We start from the raw sequence: 15,408 nt of genomic DNA, 5'->3' as shown, positions 1-15,408 counted from the left end.
GATCCGCAGGCCCTTGCCGTCCGTGGTGCTGTAGCCGTTGATCGCGGGCGAGGGGCCGATCCAGCCGATGTCGATCGAACCGGAGTTGAGTGCCTCGATCTCCGCGGGGCCCGCGTTGAACTGGGAGTAGGTGGCCTTCGTGCCGCCGAGTTCCTTCTGCAGCAGCCCTTCCTGGTCGCCGACCAGGGCGGTGGCGTGCGTCAGGTTCGGGAAGTAGCCGATCCGCACGGTGTCCGCGGAGAGCTTCTTGCCCTCGGCCGCCACCTTCGACGTGTCCTCGTCCTTGGACTCGGACCCGTAACCGCAGGCAGCAAGCGTGAGCAGGGGAAGCGCGGCCATGACCGCGAACGTTCGCCGGAAGGCAGTGGAGCGAGTGGCAGGCACGGGAGGGGTTCCTCTCGTTGGCCCGGCGGTCACGTCTCTCAGGTCGTGGCCGGGAGGTCGGCAGGTCTTCGTCGTATCCGCGACGGCGGGCGGGGGGACGGGGCGCGCAGGCAGTGCGCGTACGTCATTCCGCACATCGCGCGACTCCGCCCTGCCCGCTGCCGAGGGCGCCGCTGCCGATGCGGCCGCCCTCCTTCGCGAACGTGGAGTAGAAGTCGTGGGAGGTCATGTCAGAAGTCCCAACCGTCGTCGTCCGCCTCGGCCTTGACCGGCTCCGGGGAGGCGAAGGACTCGCCGACCATGCCCGCGGTGAGCGTCGTGCCGTCGGACGGGTCGATCAGGATGAACGAACCGGTGCGCCGGGAGTCGGCGTACGAGTCGACGGGCAGCGGCTCGGCCGTACGGATCTTGACGCGGCCGATGTCGTTGGCGTCCAGGTGGCCCGGGTGCGGGTGCAGCGACAGGTCGTCGAGCGTCAGCCGGGACGGGATGTCCTTGACGAGCGCCTTGACCGTGCGGGTGCCGTGCTTGAGCAGCACGCGGTGGCCGATGGTCAGCGGCGCGTCGGCGACGTGGCAGACGGTCGCCTCGATGTCCTGGGTCGTCGCGGGCGCGTCCTTGGTCGGCACGAGCAGGTCGCCGCGCGAGATGTCGACGTCGTCCTCCAGGAGGACGGTCACCGACTGCGTCGTCCAGGCCACGTCGACCGGCTCGCCGAGCAGGTCGATCGCGGAGATCCGCGACGTACGGCCGGAGGGCAGCACCGTGACCGACTCGCCGACGCGGAAGGCGCCGGCCGCGATCTGGCCCGCGTACCCCCGGTAGTCCGGGTGCTCGGCGGTCTGCGGACGGATCACGTACTGCACGGGCAGACGCGCGTGGCAGGTCGTGAGGTCGTGGCTGACCGGGACCGTCTCCAGGTGCTCCAGGAAGGTCGGGCCGCCGTACCAGTCCATGTTCGCGGACGGGTCCACCACGTTGTCACCGGCGAGCGCCGAGATCGGGATCGCGGTGATCTCGGGAACGCCCAGCTCGGAGGCGTACGCCGTGAACTCCTCGGCGATCGCCGCGAAGACGGACTCCTTGTACTCGACGAGGTCCATCTTGTTGACCGCCAGCACGACGTGCGGGACGCGCAGCAGTGCGGCGATCGCCGCGTGGCGCCGGGTCTGCTCGACGACGCCGTTGCGGGCGTCGACGAGGACCACCGTCAGCTCGGCCGTGGAGGCACCCGTCACCATGTTGCGGGTGTACTGCACGTGTCCGGGCGTGTCGGCGAGGATGAACCGGCGCCGCGCCGTGGCGAAGTAGCGGTACGCCACGTCGATCGTGATGCCCTGCTCCCGCTCGGCCCGCAGGCCGTCGGTGAGCAGCGCGAGGTCGGGTGTGTCCTGGCCGCGGTTGCGCGAGGCGTGCTCCACGGCCTCCAGCTGGTCGGTGAGGACCGACTTGGAGTCGTGCAGCAGCCGGCCGACGAGGGTGGACTTGCCGTCGTCGACGGACCCGGCGGTCGCGAAGCGCAGCAGGGTCGTCGCGGACAGCTGCTCGACCGACAGCGGCACGGTGGGTTCGGTGGTGCTCGTCATGGTTAGAAGTACCCCTCGCGCTTGCGGTCTTCCATCGCGGCCTCGGACATCTTGTCGTCGGCGCGGGTGGCGCCCCGCTCGGTGAGCCGGGAGGCGGCGATCTCGGTGATCACGGCGTCCAGCGTGGTGGCGTCCGAGTCGACGGCGCCGGTGCAGGACATGTCGCCGACGGTCCGGTAGCGGACGAGACGGGTCTCGACGCTCTCGCTCTCCTTCGGGCCGCCCCACTCGCCGGCGGTCAGCCACATACCGGCCCGCTGGAAGACCTCCCGCTCGTGCGCGAAGTAGATCTCCGGCAGCTCGATCCCCTCGCGGGCGATGTACTGCCAGACGTCCAGCTCGGTCCAGTTGGACAGCGGGAAGACGCGGACGTGCTCGCCGGGCGCGTGCCGTCCGTTGTAGAGGTTCCACAGCTCGGGGCGCTGGCGGCGCGGGTCCCACTGCGAGAACTCGTCCCGCAGCGAGAACACCCGCTCCTTGGCGCGGGCCTTCTCCTCGTCCCGGCGTCCGCCGCCGAAGACCGCGTCGAACCGCTCGGCCTGGATCTTCTCCGTCAGCGGCACCGTCTGCAGCGGGTTACGCGTCCCGTCCGGGCGCTCCTTGAGGGCGCCGCGGTCGATGTAGTCCTGCACGGAGGCGACGTGCAGCCGCAGCCCGTGCTTCTTCACCGTGCGGTCGCGGTACTCCAGGACCTCCGGGAAGTTGTGCCCGGTGTCCACGTGCAGCAGCGAGAAGGGCACCGCGGCCGGCGCGAACGCCTTCAGCGCCAGGTGCAGCATGACGATGGAGTCCTTGCCGCCGGAGAACAGGATCACCGGCCGCTCGAACTCACCCGCCACCTCGCGGAAGATGTGCACCGCCTCGGACTCCAGAGCGTCCAGATGCGAGAGCGCGTACGGGCTGTCGGTCCCCTCCTCGGAGACGTCGGCAACGGTCGTCGTCATGCGAGACCCCTCTCGGCGAGCAGCGCGTGGAGCGCCGCCGCGGACTCCTGCACGGACTGGTTGTGCGACTCGATGCGCAGATCGGGCGACTCGGGCTCCTCGTACGGGTCGTCGACCCCGGTCAGACCCGAGATCTCGCCCGCCGCCTGCTTTGCGTACAGGCCCTTCACGTCCCGCTCGCTGCACACCTCGACCGGAGTGGCGACATGCACCTCGAGGTACGCGGCGCCGCTCGCCTGGTGGCGCTTGCGGACCGCCTCGCGGCTGTCGGCGTACGGAGCGATGACCGGCACCAGCGTCTTGACGCCGTTGCGGGCCAGCAGGTCGGCGAGGAAGCCGATGCGCTGTACGTTCGTGTGCCGGTCCTCGCGGCTGAAGCCGAGGCCCGCCGTCAGGAACGTACGGATCTCGTCGCCGTCGAGCACCTCGACGCGGTGGCCCTCCTCGCGCAGCCGTCCGGCCAGTTCGTACGCGATGGTGGTCTTGCCGGCGCTCGGCAGACCCGTGAGCCAGATGGTGGCTCCGGTCACTTGGTTCTCCTGAATCGTCGTCATGGTCAGCCGTGCAGCCCGCACTCGGTCTTCGCGCGGCCCGCCCAGCGGCCGGCGCGCGCGTCCTCGCCCTCGAGCACCCGGCGGGTGCAGGGGGCGCAGCCGACGGACGCGTAGCCGTCCATCAGCAGGGGGTTGGTGAGTACGCCGTGCTCGGTGACGTACGCGTCGACGTCGTCCTGCGTCCAGCGGGCGATCGGCGAGATCTTGACCTTGCGGCGCTTCTCGTCCCAGCCGACGACCGGGGTGTTCGCCCGGGTCGGGGACTCGTCGCGGCGCAGGCCCGTCGCCCAGGCGCGGTACTTGGTGAGCCCTTCTTCGAGGGGCTTGACCTTCCGCAGCGCGCAGCACAGGTCGGGGTTGCGGTCGTGCAGCTTCGGCCCGTACTCGGCGTCCTGCTCGGCCACGGTCTGGCGGGGGGTGAGCGTGATGACGTTGACGTCCATCACGGCCTCGACCGCGTCCCGGGTACCGATGGTCTCCTCGAAGTGGTAGCCGGTGTCGAGGAAGACGACGTCCACGCCGGGCCTCGCGCGGGAGGCGAGGTGGGCGACCACCGCGTCCTCCATCGAGGAGGTCACGCAGAACTGCTTGCCGAAGGTGTCCACCGCCCACTGGAGGATCTCCAGGGCGGAGGCGTCCTCCAGGTCACGGCCGGCCTGCTCGGCGAGAGCCTTGAGCTCGGCGTCCCGGCCGCTCTCAGGGTCGGTCTGCTTCTCGGTATTGGTGTCGGTATCGGTCTGAACGGTCGTCATATCTCGTCCCCTCCACCGTCGTTGCGCTGAACCCCCCGGGACAGGAGCCCCAGGAACTTCAGTTGGAAGGCTCGATTGCATGCCGCGCATTCCCACGCGCCGTGCCCCTGCTCGCTGGGACGCAGGTCCTCGTCACCGCAGTAGGGGCAGTAGAAGGGCGCCGCACGCTCACTCATGACAGCGACTCCTCGGAAGCCCGCGTGGCCCAGGTGGCGAAGCGCTCGCCGTCCTCGCGCTCCTCCTCGAAACGCTTCAGCACGCGCTCGACGTAGTCGGGCAGGTCGTCCGAAGTGACCTTCAGGCCGCGGACCTTGCGGCCGAACCCGGCCTCCAGGCCGAGCGCGCCGCCGAGGTGCACCTGGTAGCCCTCGACCTGCTCGCCCTGGTCGTTCAGCATCAACTGGCCCTTGAGACCGATGTCCGCGACCTGGATACGGGCGCAGGCGTTCGGGCAGCCGTTGATGTTGATGGTGATGGGCTCGTCGAACTCGGGGATGCGGCGCTCCAGTTCGTCGATCAGGGAGGCGCCGCGGGCCTTGGTCTCGACGATGGCGAGCTTGCAGTACTCGATGCCGGTGCAGGCCATCGTGCCGCGCCGGAAGGGCGACGGCTTGGCGGTCAGGTCGAGCGACTCCAGGCCCTCGACCAGCGAGTCGATCTGGTCCTGCTCCACGTCGAGCACGATCATCTTCTGCTCGACGGTGGTGCGCAGCCGGCCGGAGCCGTGTGCCTCGGCCAGTTCGGCGATCTTGGTGAGGGTCGCGCCGTCCACGCGGCCCACGCGCGGGGCGAAGCCGACGTAGTAGCGGCCGTCCTGCTGCCGGTGCACACCGACGTGGTCGCGCCAGCGGGCGACCGGCTGGTCGGGGGCGGGGCCGTCGACGAGCTTGCGCTGCAGGTACTCGTCCTCAAGGATCTGGCGGAACTTCTCGACGCCCCAGTCGGCGACCAGGAACTTCAGGCGGGCGCGGGTGCGCAGCCGCCGGTAGCCGTAGTCGCGGAAGATCGAGAGGACGCCGATGTGGACGTCCGCGACCTCGTCGAGCGGGACCCAGGCGCCGAGGCGCTGGCCGATCTTCGGGTTGGTGGAGAGGCCGCCGCCGACCCAGAGGTCGAAGCCGGGGCCGTGCTCCGGGTGGTTCACGCCGACGAACGCGACGTCGTTGATCTCGTGCGCCACATCCAGCAGCGGCGAACCGGAGATCGCGGTCTTGAACTTGCGGGGCAGGTTCGAGAAGTCCTTGTTGCCGATGACCCGGCGGTGGATCTCGTCGATGGCCGGAGTGCCGTCGATGATCTCGTCCTCGGCGATCCCGGCGACGGGTGAGCCGAGGATCACACGGGGCGTGTCACCGCAGGCCTCGGTCGTGGACAGGCCCACGGCCTCCAGGCGCTCCCAGATCTCCGGGACGTCCTCGATGCGGATCCAGTGGTACTGGACGTTCTGCCGGTCGGTGAGGTCGGCGGTGCCGCGCGCGAACTCCTGCGAGATCTCGCCGATGACCCGCAGCTGCTGGGTGGTGAGGCGTCCGCCGTCGATCCGCACCCGCAGCATGAAGTACTTGTCGTCCAGCTCCTCGGGCTCCAGGATCGCGGTCTTGCCGCCGTCGATCCCGGGCTTGCGCTGGGTGTAGAGGCCCCACCAGCGCATACGTCCGCGCAGGTCGTTGGGGTCGATCGAGTCGAAGCCCCGCTTGGAGTAGATCGTCTCAATGCGTGTCCGCACGTTGAGACCGTCGTCGTCCTTCTTGAACTGTTCGTTGCCGTTGAGCGGGGTGTAGTGACCAACGGCCCACTGACCCTCGCCGCGGTGACGGCTCACCTTGCGGCGGGGCGTTGCGGCAGCTGGATCCTGTGGGGTGGCGGCCATGGTTCTACGTCCTTCGGGACAGGCGGATGCGGCTTCGACCTGCGTGTATGCGCGCATAAGGGCATACGTGCGCGTCTTTGCGCAAGGCGAGACAAAGGGGATGTCGGCAGTGCTGGGCTCGGGGTCAGAGGCCCCCGGCGCCTTGTGTCAGCAGGCCGGACAGATGGCGCTGGACATGCGGCCGAGGTCGACGTGCCGCCGACTCACCAAGGCAATTCCAGTTCCAGACATGACGGAAGCGTGTCACGGCGATCTGGACACAGTCCAGCTTCGTCCACGATGCGGACACCCTTGTCTCGCTATCCAAGACAAGGGTGGTGGCGGTCACATGGCCGGTCGCATGGCCGGGATCCGGCCACGTCGTTCCAGGTCAGTCGCTGTGCGCCCCGGGCCAGGGTCCGGGTGCCGTCACGTCCGGCTCCTCCTCGACCTTGGTGTCGAAGAGCTTGAAGCCGCGGCGCAGGTAGTTGTCCATCGCGTGCTCGCCGTCCTTGCTGCATGTATGCAACCAGACGCGCTTGGTCTGCGCCCGCCCCGGCCAGCGGTCGGCCAGGTCCCAGGCCCGTGCCACGCCGTGGGAGAGGAGGTGCCCGCCGATGCGCCGGCCCCGGAAGGCGGGGATCAGTCCGAAGTAGACGATCTCCACGACACCGTCGTCCTGCGGCTCCAGCTGTACGTACCCGGCGGGCGTCCCGCGGTCGTACGCGACCCAGGTCTCCGCGCCCGGCCGGTCCAGGTCCTCCTGCCACTGCGCGTACGTCCAGCCGAGCCGGTCCGTCCAGCGGATGTCACCGCCGACCGCCGCGTACAGATAGCGGCTGAACTCGGGGGAGGGCACCTCGGCGCGGACGATCCGGACGTCACCGTCGGGGGCGGCGGCGGGCAGCTGGTCGGCCGGGGAGACCTGCTCCAGGGACCAAGTGGTCACAGCGATGCTCATGCGGGCCAGAGAACCACGAAGGCGGGCCCCGCTCCAAAGCGGGGCCCGCCTCCACGGGTGCTCACGTTGACGCTCGGATCACTCCACCGAACCGTCGACCTCCGACAGCGGGACCGCGTACAGGACGCGCTCCGGGATGACGGGCGGCTCCCATTCGTTGTCCTTGTTCGCCGCCCACTCGGTGAGGGTCCACAGCTCGCCGGTCTCCTGCCAGTACGACAGTGACTCGGTGTGCTGGCCCCAGCAGGCGTACGACCCGCCGCCCCCGCACTTCGTGGCCTTGGCGGTGCTCTCGTTCTGCCGCCAGAGCGTGCCGTGGCGGTCGCGGGTGCCCGGCGCGTACCCCGTGTACCAGTCGGCCTTGCTCGCGCCGCTCGGTTTGTGGGAGAGGACGCCCTGGAGCCCGACGGCCTTGGTCTCGTACGCCTCGTCGGCGTTCACGTTGTCACTGGCGTTGCTGCCGAGCAGACCCGTGCGGTCGCTCGCGGTGCTGTAGTAGTAGCGCCAGACGCGGGCCGGCTCGCTGCCCCCGGAGCTGAACCACTCGTTAGCGACCAGGCTGTCCGGCGTCGACGTACGGTCCAGGGAGATCGAGCCGAAGCAGGGGACCGCGTTGTCGTTGCTCGCGGAACAGGCCCCGCCGGTGAGGTTGTACGAGCCGATGGCCGGCATCACGTACTGGTAGCCGCGTGCCGACCAGCCGCCGCTCACCTTGCCGATCTCGGTGCTGTTGACGTCGGCCCGCAGGATGCTGTTCATGTCGAAGACGAACAGCGCGTTGTTGTGGTCGGCGCCGTTCTTCGCGGTGACGATCAGCTTGTCCTGGTACCAGACCATGCCGCCGACGTGGGAGCGGACCGCTCCGAAGTCGTTGCCGCCGGAGAGCGGGGCGACCAGCAGGACCCAGCGGTACTTGAGGTTGTTCGGGTCGTTCGCGTCGATGAACGCGATCCGGGCGAGGCCCTTGTCGTCGGCGGGCTCGCCCGCCTTGTGGTCGTTGTGCGTCCAGCCCGCGAGGATGACCCGGTCGTTGCCCCACTTGCCGTCGTTGTCGGCGTCCCCGGAGGTGGTGACGGACTGCGGCAGCCACTTCTGTGTCGTCGCGTCCCCGCTGTCCCAGCAGTAGGCACGGGTGGCGGTCGGTTCGACGGGCAGGGCGGCCGACTCGGTGGCGTCGCATTCGGCCTTGTTCCGCATCGGGTGGTTGGCGCTGTCGAGGACGGCGCCGACCCCGACGTTCCCGCCCATTCCGCTCTGGAGCGTGTCGAGCGTCGTGCCGCTGACGAGGTTCTCGTGCAGCTGGAGCTTGTTGACCTCGGACGAGGAGGTGATCGACGTCAGCGGGCCCGGGTTGTCGCTTCCGGCGGCCTGCGAGGTGCTGATGATGGTGGCTGCGGCGGTGAGGGCGAGGGCGGTCCCGGACAGTGCGGCCCGCAGGACACGCCCCTTCGTCCGGCGGCGGTGTCTGCCTCGGTACGTCATAGGTCCTCCCGTCGTCGGCCAACTGCCTCCTGCGATCCGGCGGTTGAGTGCTGGAGGGGACAGATGTGGGGGGCCGTGGGAAGGATGGTACGTCAGGGTGTGGCGAGTCCGGTCGAATACCCCGGAATAGGTCGGGGGCGTTGTGTGTTGAGTGCGGCCCGGTGGAGGCCGTCGCGCCCACGCGGCGGAGCCGCACACGTCACAGTCCCACGCCCCTAAAGGCCGGCCCGCCTTGCCCTCAGTACTCCCGGTGCCGTCGAGTGGGGGAGCAGTTCCAGGGGGTCCGGTGGCAGGAGTGTCCGGACCTCGGCCGATTCGCAGAAACGATACGGCCGGTGGTCCAGGACCGCGCCCAGATATCGGCGTACGCGCGACATCTCGGCGCGTACGGTCACCGTGCGGGCGGAGTCGCCGAACAGGTCGTCGGCCAGGGCGGCGGCGCTGAGGCCGGTGCGGTGCAGGGCCAGGAGGTAGAGCAACTCCGCGTGCCGCGGGCTCAGTTCGTGGGTCCAGGTGCCGGTGACGCCCGTCACGGTCACCGACCAGCGGCGCGGCTGCGACAGGTCGAGGGCGATCCGGGTGGCGCCGCGGGGCGCGGGCTCCTCGTCCGAGGCGCGCACCAGCCAGCCGCCGGGCAGCGGTTCCACCGAGCACGGGCCGAGCGTGGGCAGCCAGATCCGGTCCGTGCCGATCGTGCTGGGCAGCGCGAGCCTGTCCACGTACGGCATGCCGGTGATCGCGGCGGTCCAGCCGTCCTTGTCGACGGCGAGCGCGCGGCCGGTGACCCGGGCGAGCACCGGAGCGGCCACCGAGCGCAGCCGGTCGAGGGCGGTCAGATGCCGCTCCCGCAGCCGTGCCTCGGCGAGTTTGGCCACCGAGTCGACCCAGGCGAGCGTCGCCGGGTGCATGGTCTCCCAGGGCCCGCTGATGTCCACGACCCCGATCATCCGGCCGTCGCGCGGGTCGGTGATGGGCGCGCCCGTGCAGGTCCAGGCGGAGTGGGTGCGTACGAAGTGCTCGGCGGCGAAGACCTGGACGGGGCGGCGGGCGACGGCGGGCGTGCCGACACCGTTCGTGCCGACGACATCCTCGCGCCAGTCCGCGCCGATCTCGAAGCCGAACCCGTCGGCCTTGCGCAGCACCGACCGGCTGCCCTCGCGCCACAGCACCCGGCTCTGCGCGTCCGCCACGACCATGATGTGCTGGGTGGTGTCCGCGACCGACAACAACCCCTGTCGCAGTACCGGAAGGACGTGCCGCAGCGGGGAGTCGCGCCGGCGCCGCTCGATCTCGTCGGGACCGAGCACTCCGGCCCGGAAGTCGTGGTCGGGGTCGACACCGGAGCGCAGCATCCGCCCCCAGGACTCCCCGATGACCGGCCGCGGGTCGAGCCGGGCGCGCTCCCCGGCCAGCGTCGCGTGGCGCACCTCGTCGAGCACCCGTGCCGCCTGCGCTGCGTCCACGCCGGCGAGCCGCGTCACGTCCATCGGCGAGTACACCACTGGGTCCTCCCGGAGAGCCTGAGCGGGCAACCGGCCCCGGCCGCCCGGCCATGGGACCCGAAACCCGTACTGACTGCATGTCTCATAGTGCCGTCTGTCCGTCGCGGAGGGCGACACTCCGGACGCGAAGCGGAGATTTCACGCAGGGTGCGGAGAGGTTGCAACCCTCTGCAACCCTGGTGAACTTCCCCCGTGTGTCCAAAAATTGGCGCAACGCCGCCTCGCGCGGTGTGCGTGCTCCGCTCAACGGGGCCATGGAACGGGGGTGGTGCCGTGTCGGCGCAGCACCACCCCCGTGCCCCGTACGTGAGTTGACGACGGCTCAGGAAACGGGCCGCGCCCGCTCCACGACCGACCCGAGGTCCAGGGTGTGCGGCAGGGTCCCGAACGACGCACCCCAGTCCCCGCCCAGGCGTGAGGCGCAGAACGCGTCGGCGACCTCCGGCGGCGCGAACCGGACCAGCAGCGAGCCCTGGAGCACCACCGCGATCCGTTCGACGAGACGCCGGGCGCGTCCCTCGATGCCGTCCAGGTCGGCGAGTTCGGTCAGCAGGTTCTTGATCGCGCCGTCCAGCCGGTGGTCGGCGCCTCGGGCCTTGCCGACCTCCTGCAAGTAGGCGTTGAGGGCCGCCGGTTCGCGCTGCAGGGCGCGCAGGACATCCAGCGCCTGGATGTTGCCCGCGCCCTCCCAGACGGAGTTGAGCGGCGACTCGCGCAGCAGCCGCGGCATGCCGGACTCCTCCACGTAACCATTGCCGCCCAGGCACTCCAGGGCCTCCACCGCCACCGGCGTGCACCGCTTCGTCACCCAGTACTTCGCGGCCGGTACCGCGATCCGCAGGAACGCCCGCTCCTGCTCGCTCCCGTCGTCGTACGCGGCGGCCAGGCGCAGTCCGAGCGTCGTCGCGGCCTCCGACTCCAGGGCCAGGTCCGCGAGGACGTTCCGCATCAGCGGCTTGTCGATCAGCCTGCCGCCGAACGCCTCGCGGTACGTGGAGTGGTGGACGGCCTGCGAGACGGCCTGGCGCATCAGCCCCGCCGAACCGAGCACACAGTCGAGGCGGGTCGCCGCGACCATCCCGATGATGGTGCGCACCCCGCGCCCCTCGTCCCCGACCCGGCGCGCCCACGTGCCGTCGAACTCGACCTCGGCCGACGCGTTCGACCGGTTGCCCAGCTTGTCCTTGAGCCGCTGGATGCGGAACACGTTCCGGGTGCCGTCCGCCAGGACCCGCGGCACCAGGAAACACGTCAGCCCGCCGGGAGCCTGCGCCAGCACCAGGAACCCGTCCGACATCGGCGCCGAGCAGAACCACTTGTGGCCCGTCAGCTCGTACGTCCCGTCCTCGGCCAGCGCCCGCGCGGCCGTCGTGTTCGCACGTACGTCGCTGCCGCCCTGCTTCTCCGTCATGCCCATCCCGAAGAGCACGCCGGCCTTCTGCTCTGCGGGCCGCGGATCCTGGTCGTAGACCATGGAGGTGAGCCGGGGCTCCCACTCGGCGGCGAGCGCCGGGTCGGTGCGCAGCGCGGGCACCGCCGCGTGCGTCATCGACAGCGGGCAGCCGTTCCCCGCCTCGACCTGCGTCCAGACCACGAAGGCGGCAGCGCGCCGCACATGCCCGCCCGGCCGTGACCACGCCGCCGTCAGGCCCGCCGAGACACCCTTGCCGAGCAGCCGGTGCCAGGACGGATGGAACTCGACCTCGTCGACCCGGTTGCCGTAGCGGTCGTGGGTGCGCAGCTTCGGCGGATTCTCGTTGGCCAGCGCCCCCCACGTCTGCACCTGAGCCGATCCGGAGGTCACCCCGAGGGCCGACAGATCGCCGTGCGCCTCGTCCAGCAGCTGTGGGTCCAGGTGCCGGTCGACCGCCTCGACGAGGGCACGGTCGGCGTTGAAGACGTCGTACGAGACCAGTGGCGGAGCCTGGTTGGTCACGGTGTGGGTGCTGGCTGCCATGTCTGCGAACCTACCCCTCGGTACGGCGGTCGTCACCAAACTCCCGCCGCACCGGACCGCGCCCCTTCCGCCCCGCCGTACCGGTCAGGCGGGGTGCGACAGGGCGGCCAGTTCGCCGGAGCCGCCGAGCGTGTCCTCGCTGTGGACGTTCACCCCCCAGCCCGGGCGGTGGACCGTGTCGAGGTAGCGCTCGCCGAGGTCCGGGGCGATCGCCACCGCGGTGAGGTTGCGCCGCCCGTACCGGGCCAGCCAGTCGGTCGCGCCGCTGACCACCGTGCCGGTGGAGCCGCCGAACAGGAAGCCCCGGGCTGCCAGCCGGCGGCAGGCACGCAGTGTGTCCGGCTCCGGGACGTGCACCACGTCGTCCACGTAGGACTCGTCGAGCAGCGGCGGACGCACGGCCATGCCCAGACCGGGGATCATCCGGGGAGCGGGCGGCCCCCCGAACGTCACCGAGCCGACGGTGTCCACGGCCACGATCCGCACCCGGCGCCGCTGCTGCCAGAACCAGCGGGCGCAGCCCATCAGGGTGCCGGTGGTGCCGGCCCCGACGAACAGCACGTCCAGGTGCGGGAAACGGCGGGCGATGGCCGGTGCCGTGGTGCGGTAGTGCGCACGCCAGTTGCCCTCGTTGGCGTACTGGTTGAGCCAGACGTACCGGTCGTCCGAGGCGCACACCGCGCTCACGTACGCGATCCGCGCGCCCAGGAAGCCGCCGTGCAGATCCGGTTCGTCGATCACATGGACGACGCTCCCCAGCGCCTCCATCATCCGCCGCGTCGCCGGATTGCAGCGCGAGTCGGTCACGCACAGGAACCCGTAGCCACGGCTCGCCGCGATCATGCTCAGCGCCACGCCGAGGTTCCCGGACGACGACTCGACCATGACGGACCCCGGTCGCAGGACGCCGTCGCGCTCGGCGGCGTTCACCATCTCGGTCGCGGCCTTCAGTTTGACCGACCCCGCGAAGTTGAACCCCTCGCACTTCAGGAAGAGCGGCAGCCCCAGTGCCGCCCGCAGGTCGACGTAGAGGTCGTCCTCGTTGAACTGTGTGGGCTCGGATATGACGGGCATGATGTCCCCCCTCTTTCATGCGGCACCGCGCCGCGCCGCTCGCGTGGCGCGGTGCCCGCCGGTCAGCCGTACCGGCGCAGTTCGTGGAAGAAGCCGTCGACGACGTGCGGCTCGCCCCTTCGGGCCACCTCGTCGTGGACGAACTTGCCGACCGCGAGGTCGAGGACCCCGAGGCCGAAGGGCGAGAACACCACCGTCCGGTCCGCCGGTACGGTCACCCGCCCGCAGAGCACGTCGTCCAGCGTGCCGTCGAGGAAGTCGCGGCCACCGGTGAGCTGTTCGGCCAGATGCGGTGACGTGTCCGCCTTGAGGCAGTGCTCGACGTCGTCCACGAAGTTGGCCGAGTCGAGCAGGATCTCCGGCGCCAGGTCGCGCAGCGACACATGCAGCACGAGCGGGGCGTGCGAGAACCACGCCGGGTCGTGGATGTGCGGCTTCGCCGCGACGGTGGCGAAGACCAGCAGGTCACTGGAGCGGACCAGCGATTCGGCGCTGTCGTGCACGGTGATCCGGCCCTTGGCGCCCGACCGCTCCAGATAGCCGCTGAAGCCGGCCGCGCTGTCCGCGGACAGGTCGAACACCCCGGTCTCCTCGAACGACCAGCCGGTGGCGGCCAGATGGGTGTGGATGTAGCGGGCGATCAGCCCCGTCCCGACGAACCCGACCCGGGTGGGCCGGACGCGGTCGCGGCTGAGCCGGTCGGCCGCGAGGGCCGCCGAGGCCGCCGTCCGGGTGGCGCTGATGATCGAGCTCTCCAGGCACGCGAACGGATAGCCCGTGTCGTGGTCGTTGAGGATCAGCACGGCCGAGGCGCGCGGCAGACCGCTCGCCGTGTTCCCGGGGAAGCTGGAGACCCACTTCAGGCCGTCCACCCCCACCGGCCCGCCGATCGAGGCGGGCAGCGCGATGATCCGCGACGACGGACGGTCCGGGAAGCGCAGGAAGTACGACGGCGGGTTCACCGAGTCGCCCGCGCCGTGCAGCCGGTACACGGCCTCCACGAGGTCGACGATCTCGGACTCCCGCCCGTGCAGGGCCTCGTGGACCTGGGAGCCGGAGATGACGGAGAACGAGGGAGGCGTCAGCGCCCCCGGTTCCGTGGCGGTCGTGCCGTTCTCGTCCGTGGTGGTCATGCGGCCCTCACTTCGATGGTCGGTGCGCAGTCGGTCAGCCGGACCGGGTCGCCCAGGGCGGCGAGCACCTCACGGGGCCCCTCGAAGGGCTCCCTGCTGTGCGCCGTGCGGATGTTGTCGACGAGCAGCAGGTCACCGGAGTGCCACGGCTCGCGTGCGGTGTGGGCCCCGTACACCTCGTTGATGATCAGTACGACGTCCTCGTCGACCGGATCGCCGTTGCCGTAGCGGGTGTTGAAGGGGAGCCCGTCGGAGCCGTAGACGTCCACCAGGTACTCGCGCACCTCCGGGTCCATGGTCCACTCGTTGAGGAACGCGATCTGGTTGAACCAGCAGCGCCGCCCGGTGACCGGGTGGCGGACCACGGCGCTGCGGCGCTGCCGGGTGCGCAGGGAACCGTCGCTCTGCCAGGCGAACTCGATGGCGTGCGCCCGGCAGTAGTGCTCGACGGCCGCGCGGTCCTCGGTGCCGAAGGCCTCGGCGAGGCTCGCCCCGATCTCGTCGTTGTACGTCCGGGTGAGCAGCCAGCCCTCCCGCTCGAACCGGGCGGTGAGGGAGGCGGGCAGCGCGTCGAGCACGGCCGGCGCGTCGGCGACCGCGGTGGCGCCGCCCTGGTCGGGCGCGTCGAGGCAGGCGTAGAGCATCAGGCCGGGGAACTCCAGCGCGTAGCTCAGCTCGTGGTGCATGCACATCTGCTGGTTCGGCGGCCACTTGGAGGAGGAGTACACACCGTCCTCGTAGGTCCGCCGGGGCGCGAAGGACTCCCGGTCGGGCATCAGGGTGGTCGCCAGTCGGCGGAAGACGGCCGCGGTCGTGTCCGGGTCGCGCAGCCCCAGGCCGCGGACCAGCAGGCTGCCGTGCTCGGCGACGACGGCCCGCAGCGCGTCACGGTGTTCGGCCGCCCAGCCCGCGGTGTCGCCCGCGGCGTCGGCGCGCAGGATCGGAGGGCTGCCGGGGCGCAGGTCGACGTCCGGTAGCAACGTCGGAGATGAAGACGACATCAGGTGCTTCCTTTCGGCCTTGCTGTGTTCGGTCGTGCGGGTGTGCGGTGTTCCGGTCATGGGTGTCGTCGGTGCCTTCGGTTCCGTCTCTTCCGTGTGGTCGGCGTGGTCGGCCGTGGTCAGGAGGCGGCGGGGGTGTCGAGGAGCCCCGCCAGGTCCGCGAGGACCGGATGACGTGTGACGTCCTTGAGGGTGATCGCCCGGTCCAGGGCGATCACCCTCAAGGACG

15 protein-coding genes are annotated in these 15,408 nt (G+C 70.6%); all 15 read right to left on the bottom strand.

Translation table 11 applies throughout. The features are described from left to right. The coding region (locus AOK17_RS33355) for an ABC transporter substrate-binding protein (RefSeq protein ID WP_342671537.1) at positions 1 to 417 on the bottom strand (417 nt) is incomplete at its 3' end. A 197-nt stretch (positions 418 to 614) separates the two neighbouring features. Further along, the gene (locus tag AOK17_RS33345) at positions 615 to 1,970 is read right to left on the bottom strand and encodes a sulfate adenylyltransferase subunit 1 (RefSeq protein ID WP_055616315.1); all 1,356 of its coding nucleotides are present in this window, start codon (positions 1,968 to 1,970) and stop codon (positions 615 to 617) included. A 2-nt stretch (positions 1,971 to 1,972) separates the two neighbouring features. After that, entirely contained in the window at positions 1,973 to 2,914 is a 942-nt protein-coding gene (cysD, locus tag AOK17_RS33340) for a sulfate adenylyltransferase subunit CysD (protein WP_055616314.1), read from the bottom strand. Next, positions 2,911 to 3,468: an adenylyl-sulfate kinase gene (gene cysC / locus AOK17_RS33335; protein WP_055616313.1), complete on the bottom strand. Its 558-nt coding sequence runs from the start codon at positions 3,466 to 3,468 to the stop codon at positions 2,911 to 2,913. The genes cysD and cysC overlap by 4 nt, the downstream gene beginning before the upstream one ends. Positions 3,469 to 3,470: 2 nt before the next feature. Further along, positions 3,471 to 4,220, bottom strand: a complete 750-nt coding sequence (locus AOK17_RS33330; RefSeq protein ID WP_055616312.1) for a phosphoadenylyl-sulfate reductase — start codon at positions 4,218 to 4,220, stop codon at positions 3,471 to 3,473. Continuing rightward, positions 4,217 to 4,396, bottom strand: coding sequence for a PDDEXK family nuclease (locus AOK17_RS33325; protein WP_055616311.1), 180 nt, complete (start codon positions 4,394 to 4,396; stop codon positions 4,217 to 4,219). The genes AOK17_RS33330 and AOK17_RS33325 overlap by 4 nt, the downstream gene beginning before the upstream one ends. Beyond that, positions 4,393 to 6,090, bottom strand: a complete 1,698-nt coding sequence (locus AOK17_RS33320) for a nitrite/sulfite reductase (protein WP_055616310.1) — start codon at positions 6,088 to 6,090, stop codon at positions 4,393 to 4,395. Before AOK17_RS33320 ends, AOK17_RS33325 begins: the two co-directional genes overlap by 4 nt. A 147-nt stretch (positions 6,091 to 6,237) precedes the next feature. Further along, positions 6,238 to 6,321 carry a putative leader peptide gene (locus AOK17_RS53825; RefSeq protein WP_313904670.1) on the bottom strand — a complete coding sequence of 28 codons (84 nt, stop codon included), beginning with the start codon at positions 6,319 to 6,321 and terminating at the stop codon, positions 6,238 to 6,240. Between the two features lie 139 nt (positions 6,322 to 6,460). After that, positions 6,461 to 7,030 (bottom strand): GNAT family N-acetyltransferase, encoded by a 570-nt coding sequence (locus AOK17_RS33315; protein ID WP_055616309.1) that lies wholly within the window; start codon positions 7,028 to 7,030, stop codon positions 6,461 to 6,463. A gap of 78 nt (positions 7,031 to 7,108) precedes the next feature. Beyond that, a complete protein-coding gene (locus AOK17_RS33310) occupies positions 7,109 to 8,512 on the bottom strand; it encodes a hypothetical protein (RefSeq protein ID WP_055616308.1) in 1,404 nt (467 codons plus the stop codon). A 215-nt stretch (positions 8,513 to 8,727) separates the two neighbouring features. After that, positions 8,728 to 10,014, bottom strand: coding sequence for a helix-turn-helix domain-containing protein (locus AOK17_RS33305; RefSeq protein WP_107102565.1), 1,287 nt, complete (start codon positions 10,012 to 10,014; stop codon positions 8,728 to 8,730). Positions 10,015 to 10,336: 322 nt separating this feature from the next. Next, positions 10,337 to 11,971, bottom strand: coding sequence for an acyl-CoA dehydrogenase family protein (locus tag AOK17_RS33300; protein ID WP_055616307.1), 1,635 nt, complete (start codon positions 11,969 to 11,971; stop codon positions 10,337 to 10,339). 84 nt (positions 11,972 to 12,055) lie between these two features. Then, entirely contained in the window at positions 12,056 to 13,045 is a 990-nt protein-coding gene (gene sbnA, locus AOK17_RS33295; protein ID WP_055616306.1) for a 2,3-diaminopropionate biosynthesis protein SbnA, read from the bottom strand. Between the two features lie 62 nt (positions 13,046 to 13,107). Continuing rightward, complete coding sequence (gene sbnB / locus AOK17_RS33290; RefSeq protein WP_055616305.1) at positions 13,108 to 14,178, bottom strand: 2,3-diaminopropionate biosynthesis protein SbnB; 1,071 nt, start codon at positions 14,176 to 14,178, stop codon at positions 13,108 to 13,110. Beyond that, a complete protein-coding gene (locus tag AOK17_RS33285) occupies positions 14,175 to 15,179 on the bottom strand; it encodes a TauD/TfdA family dioxygenase (RefSeq protein ID WP_055616317.1) in 1,005 nt (334 codons plus the stop codon). Before AOK17_RS33285 ends, sbnB begins: the two co-directional genes overlap by 4 nt. Positions 15,180 to 15,408: the final 229 nt, after the last annotated feature.

This window comes from Streptomyces phaeochromogenes (genome assembly GCF_001418655.1).
In the GTDB taxonomy this organism is placed as follows: domain Bacteria; phylum Actinomycetota; class Actinomycetes; order Streptomycetales; family Streptomycetaceae; genus Streptomyces; species Streptomyces phaeochromogenes.
The sequence above is the reverse complement of the archived record's forward strand: the minus strand, read 5'-3'. Positions and strand labels throughout refer to the sequence as shown.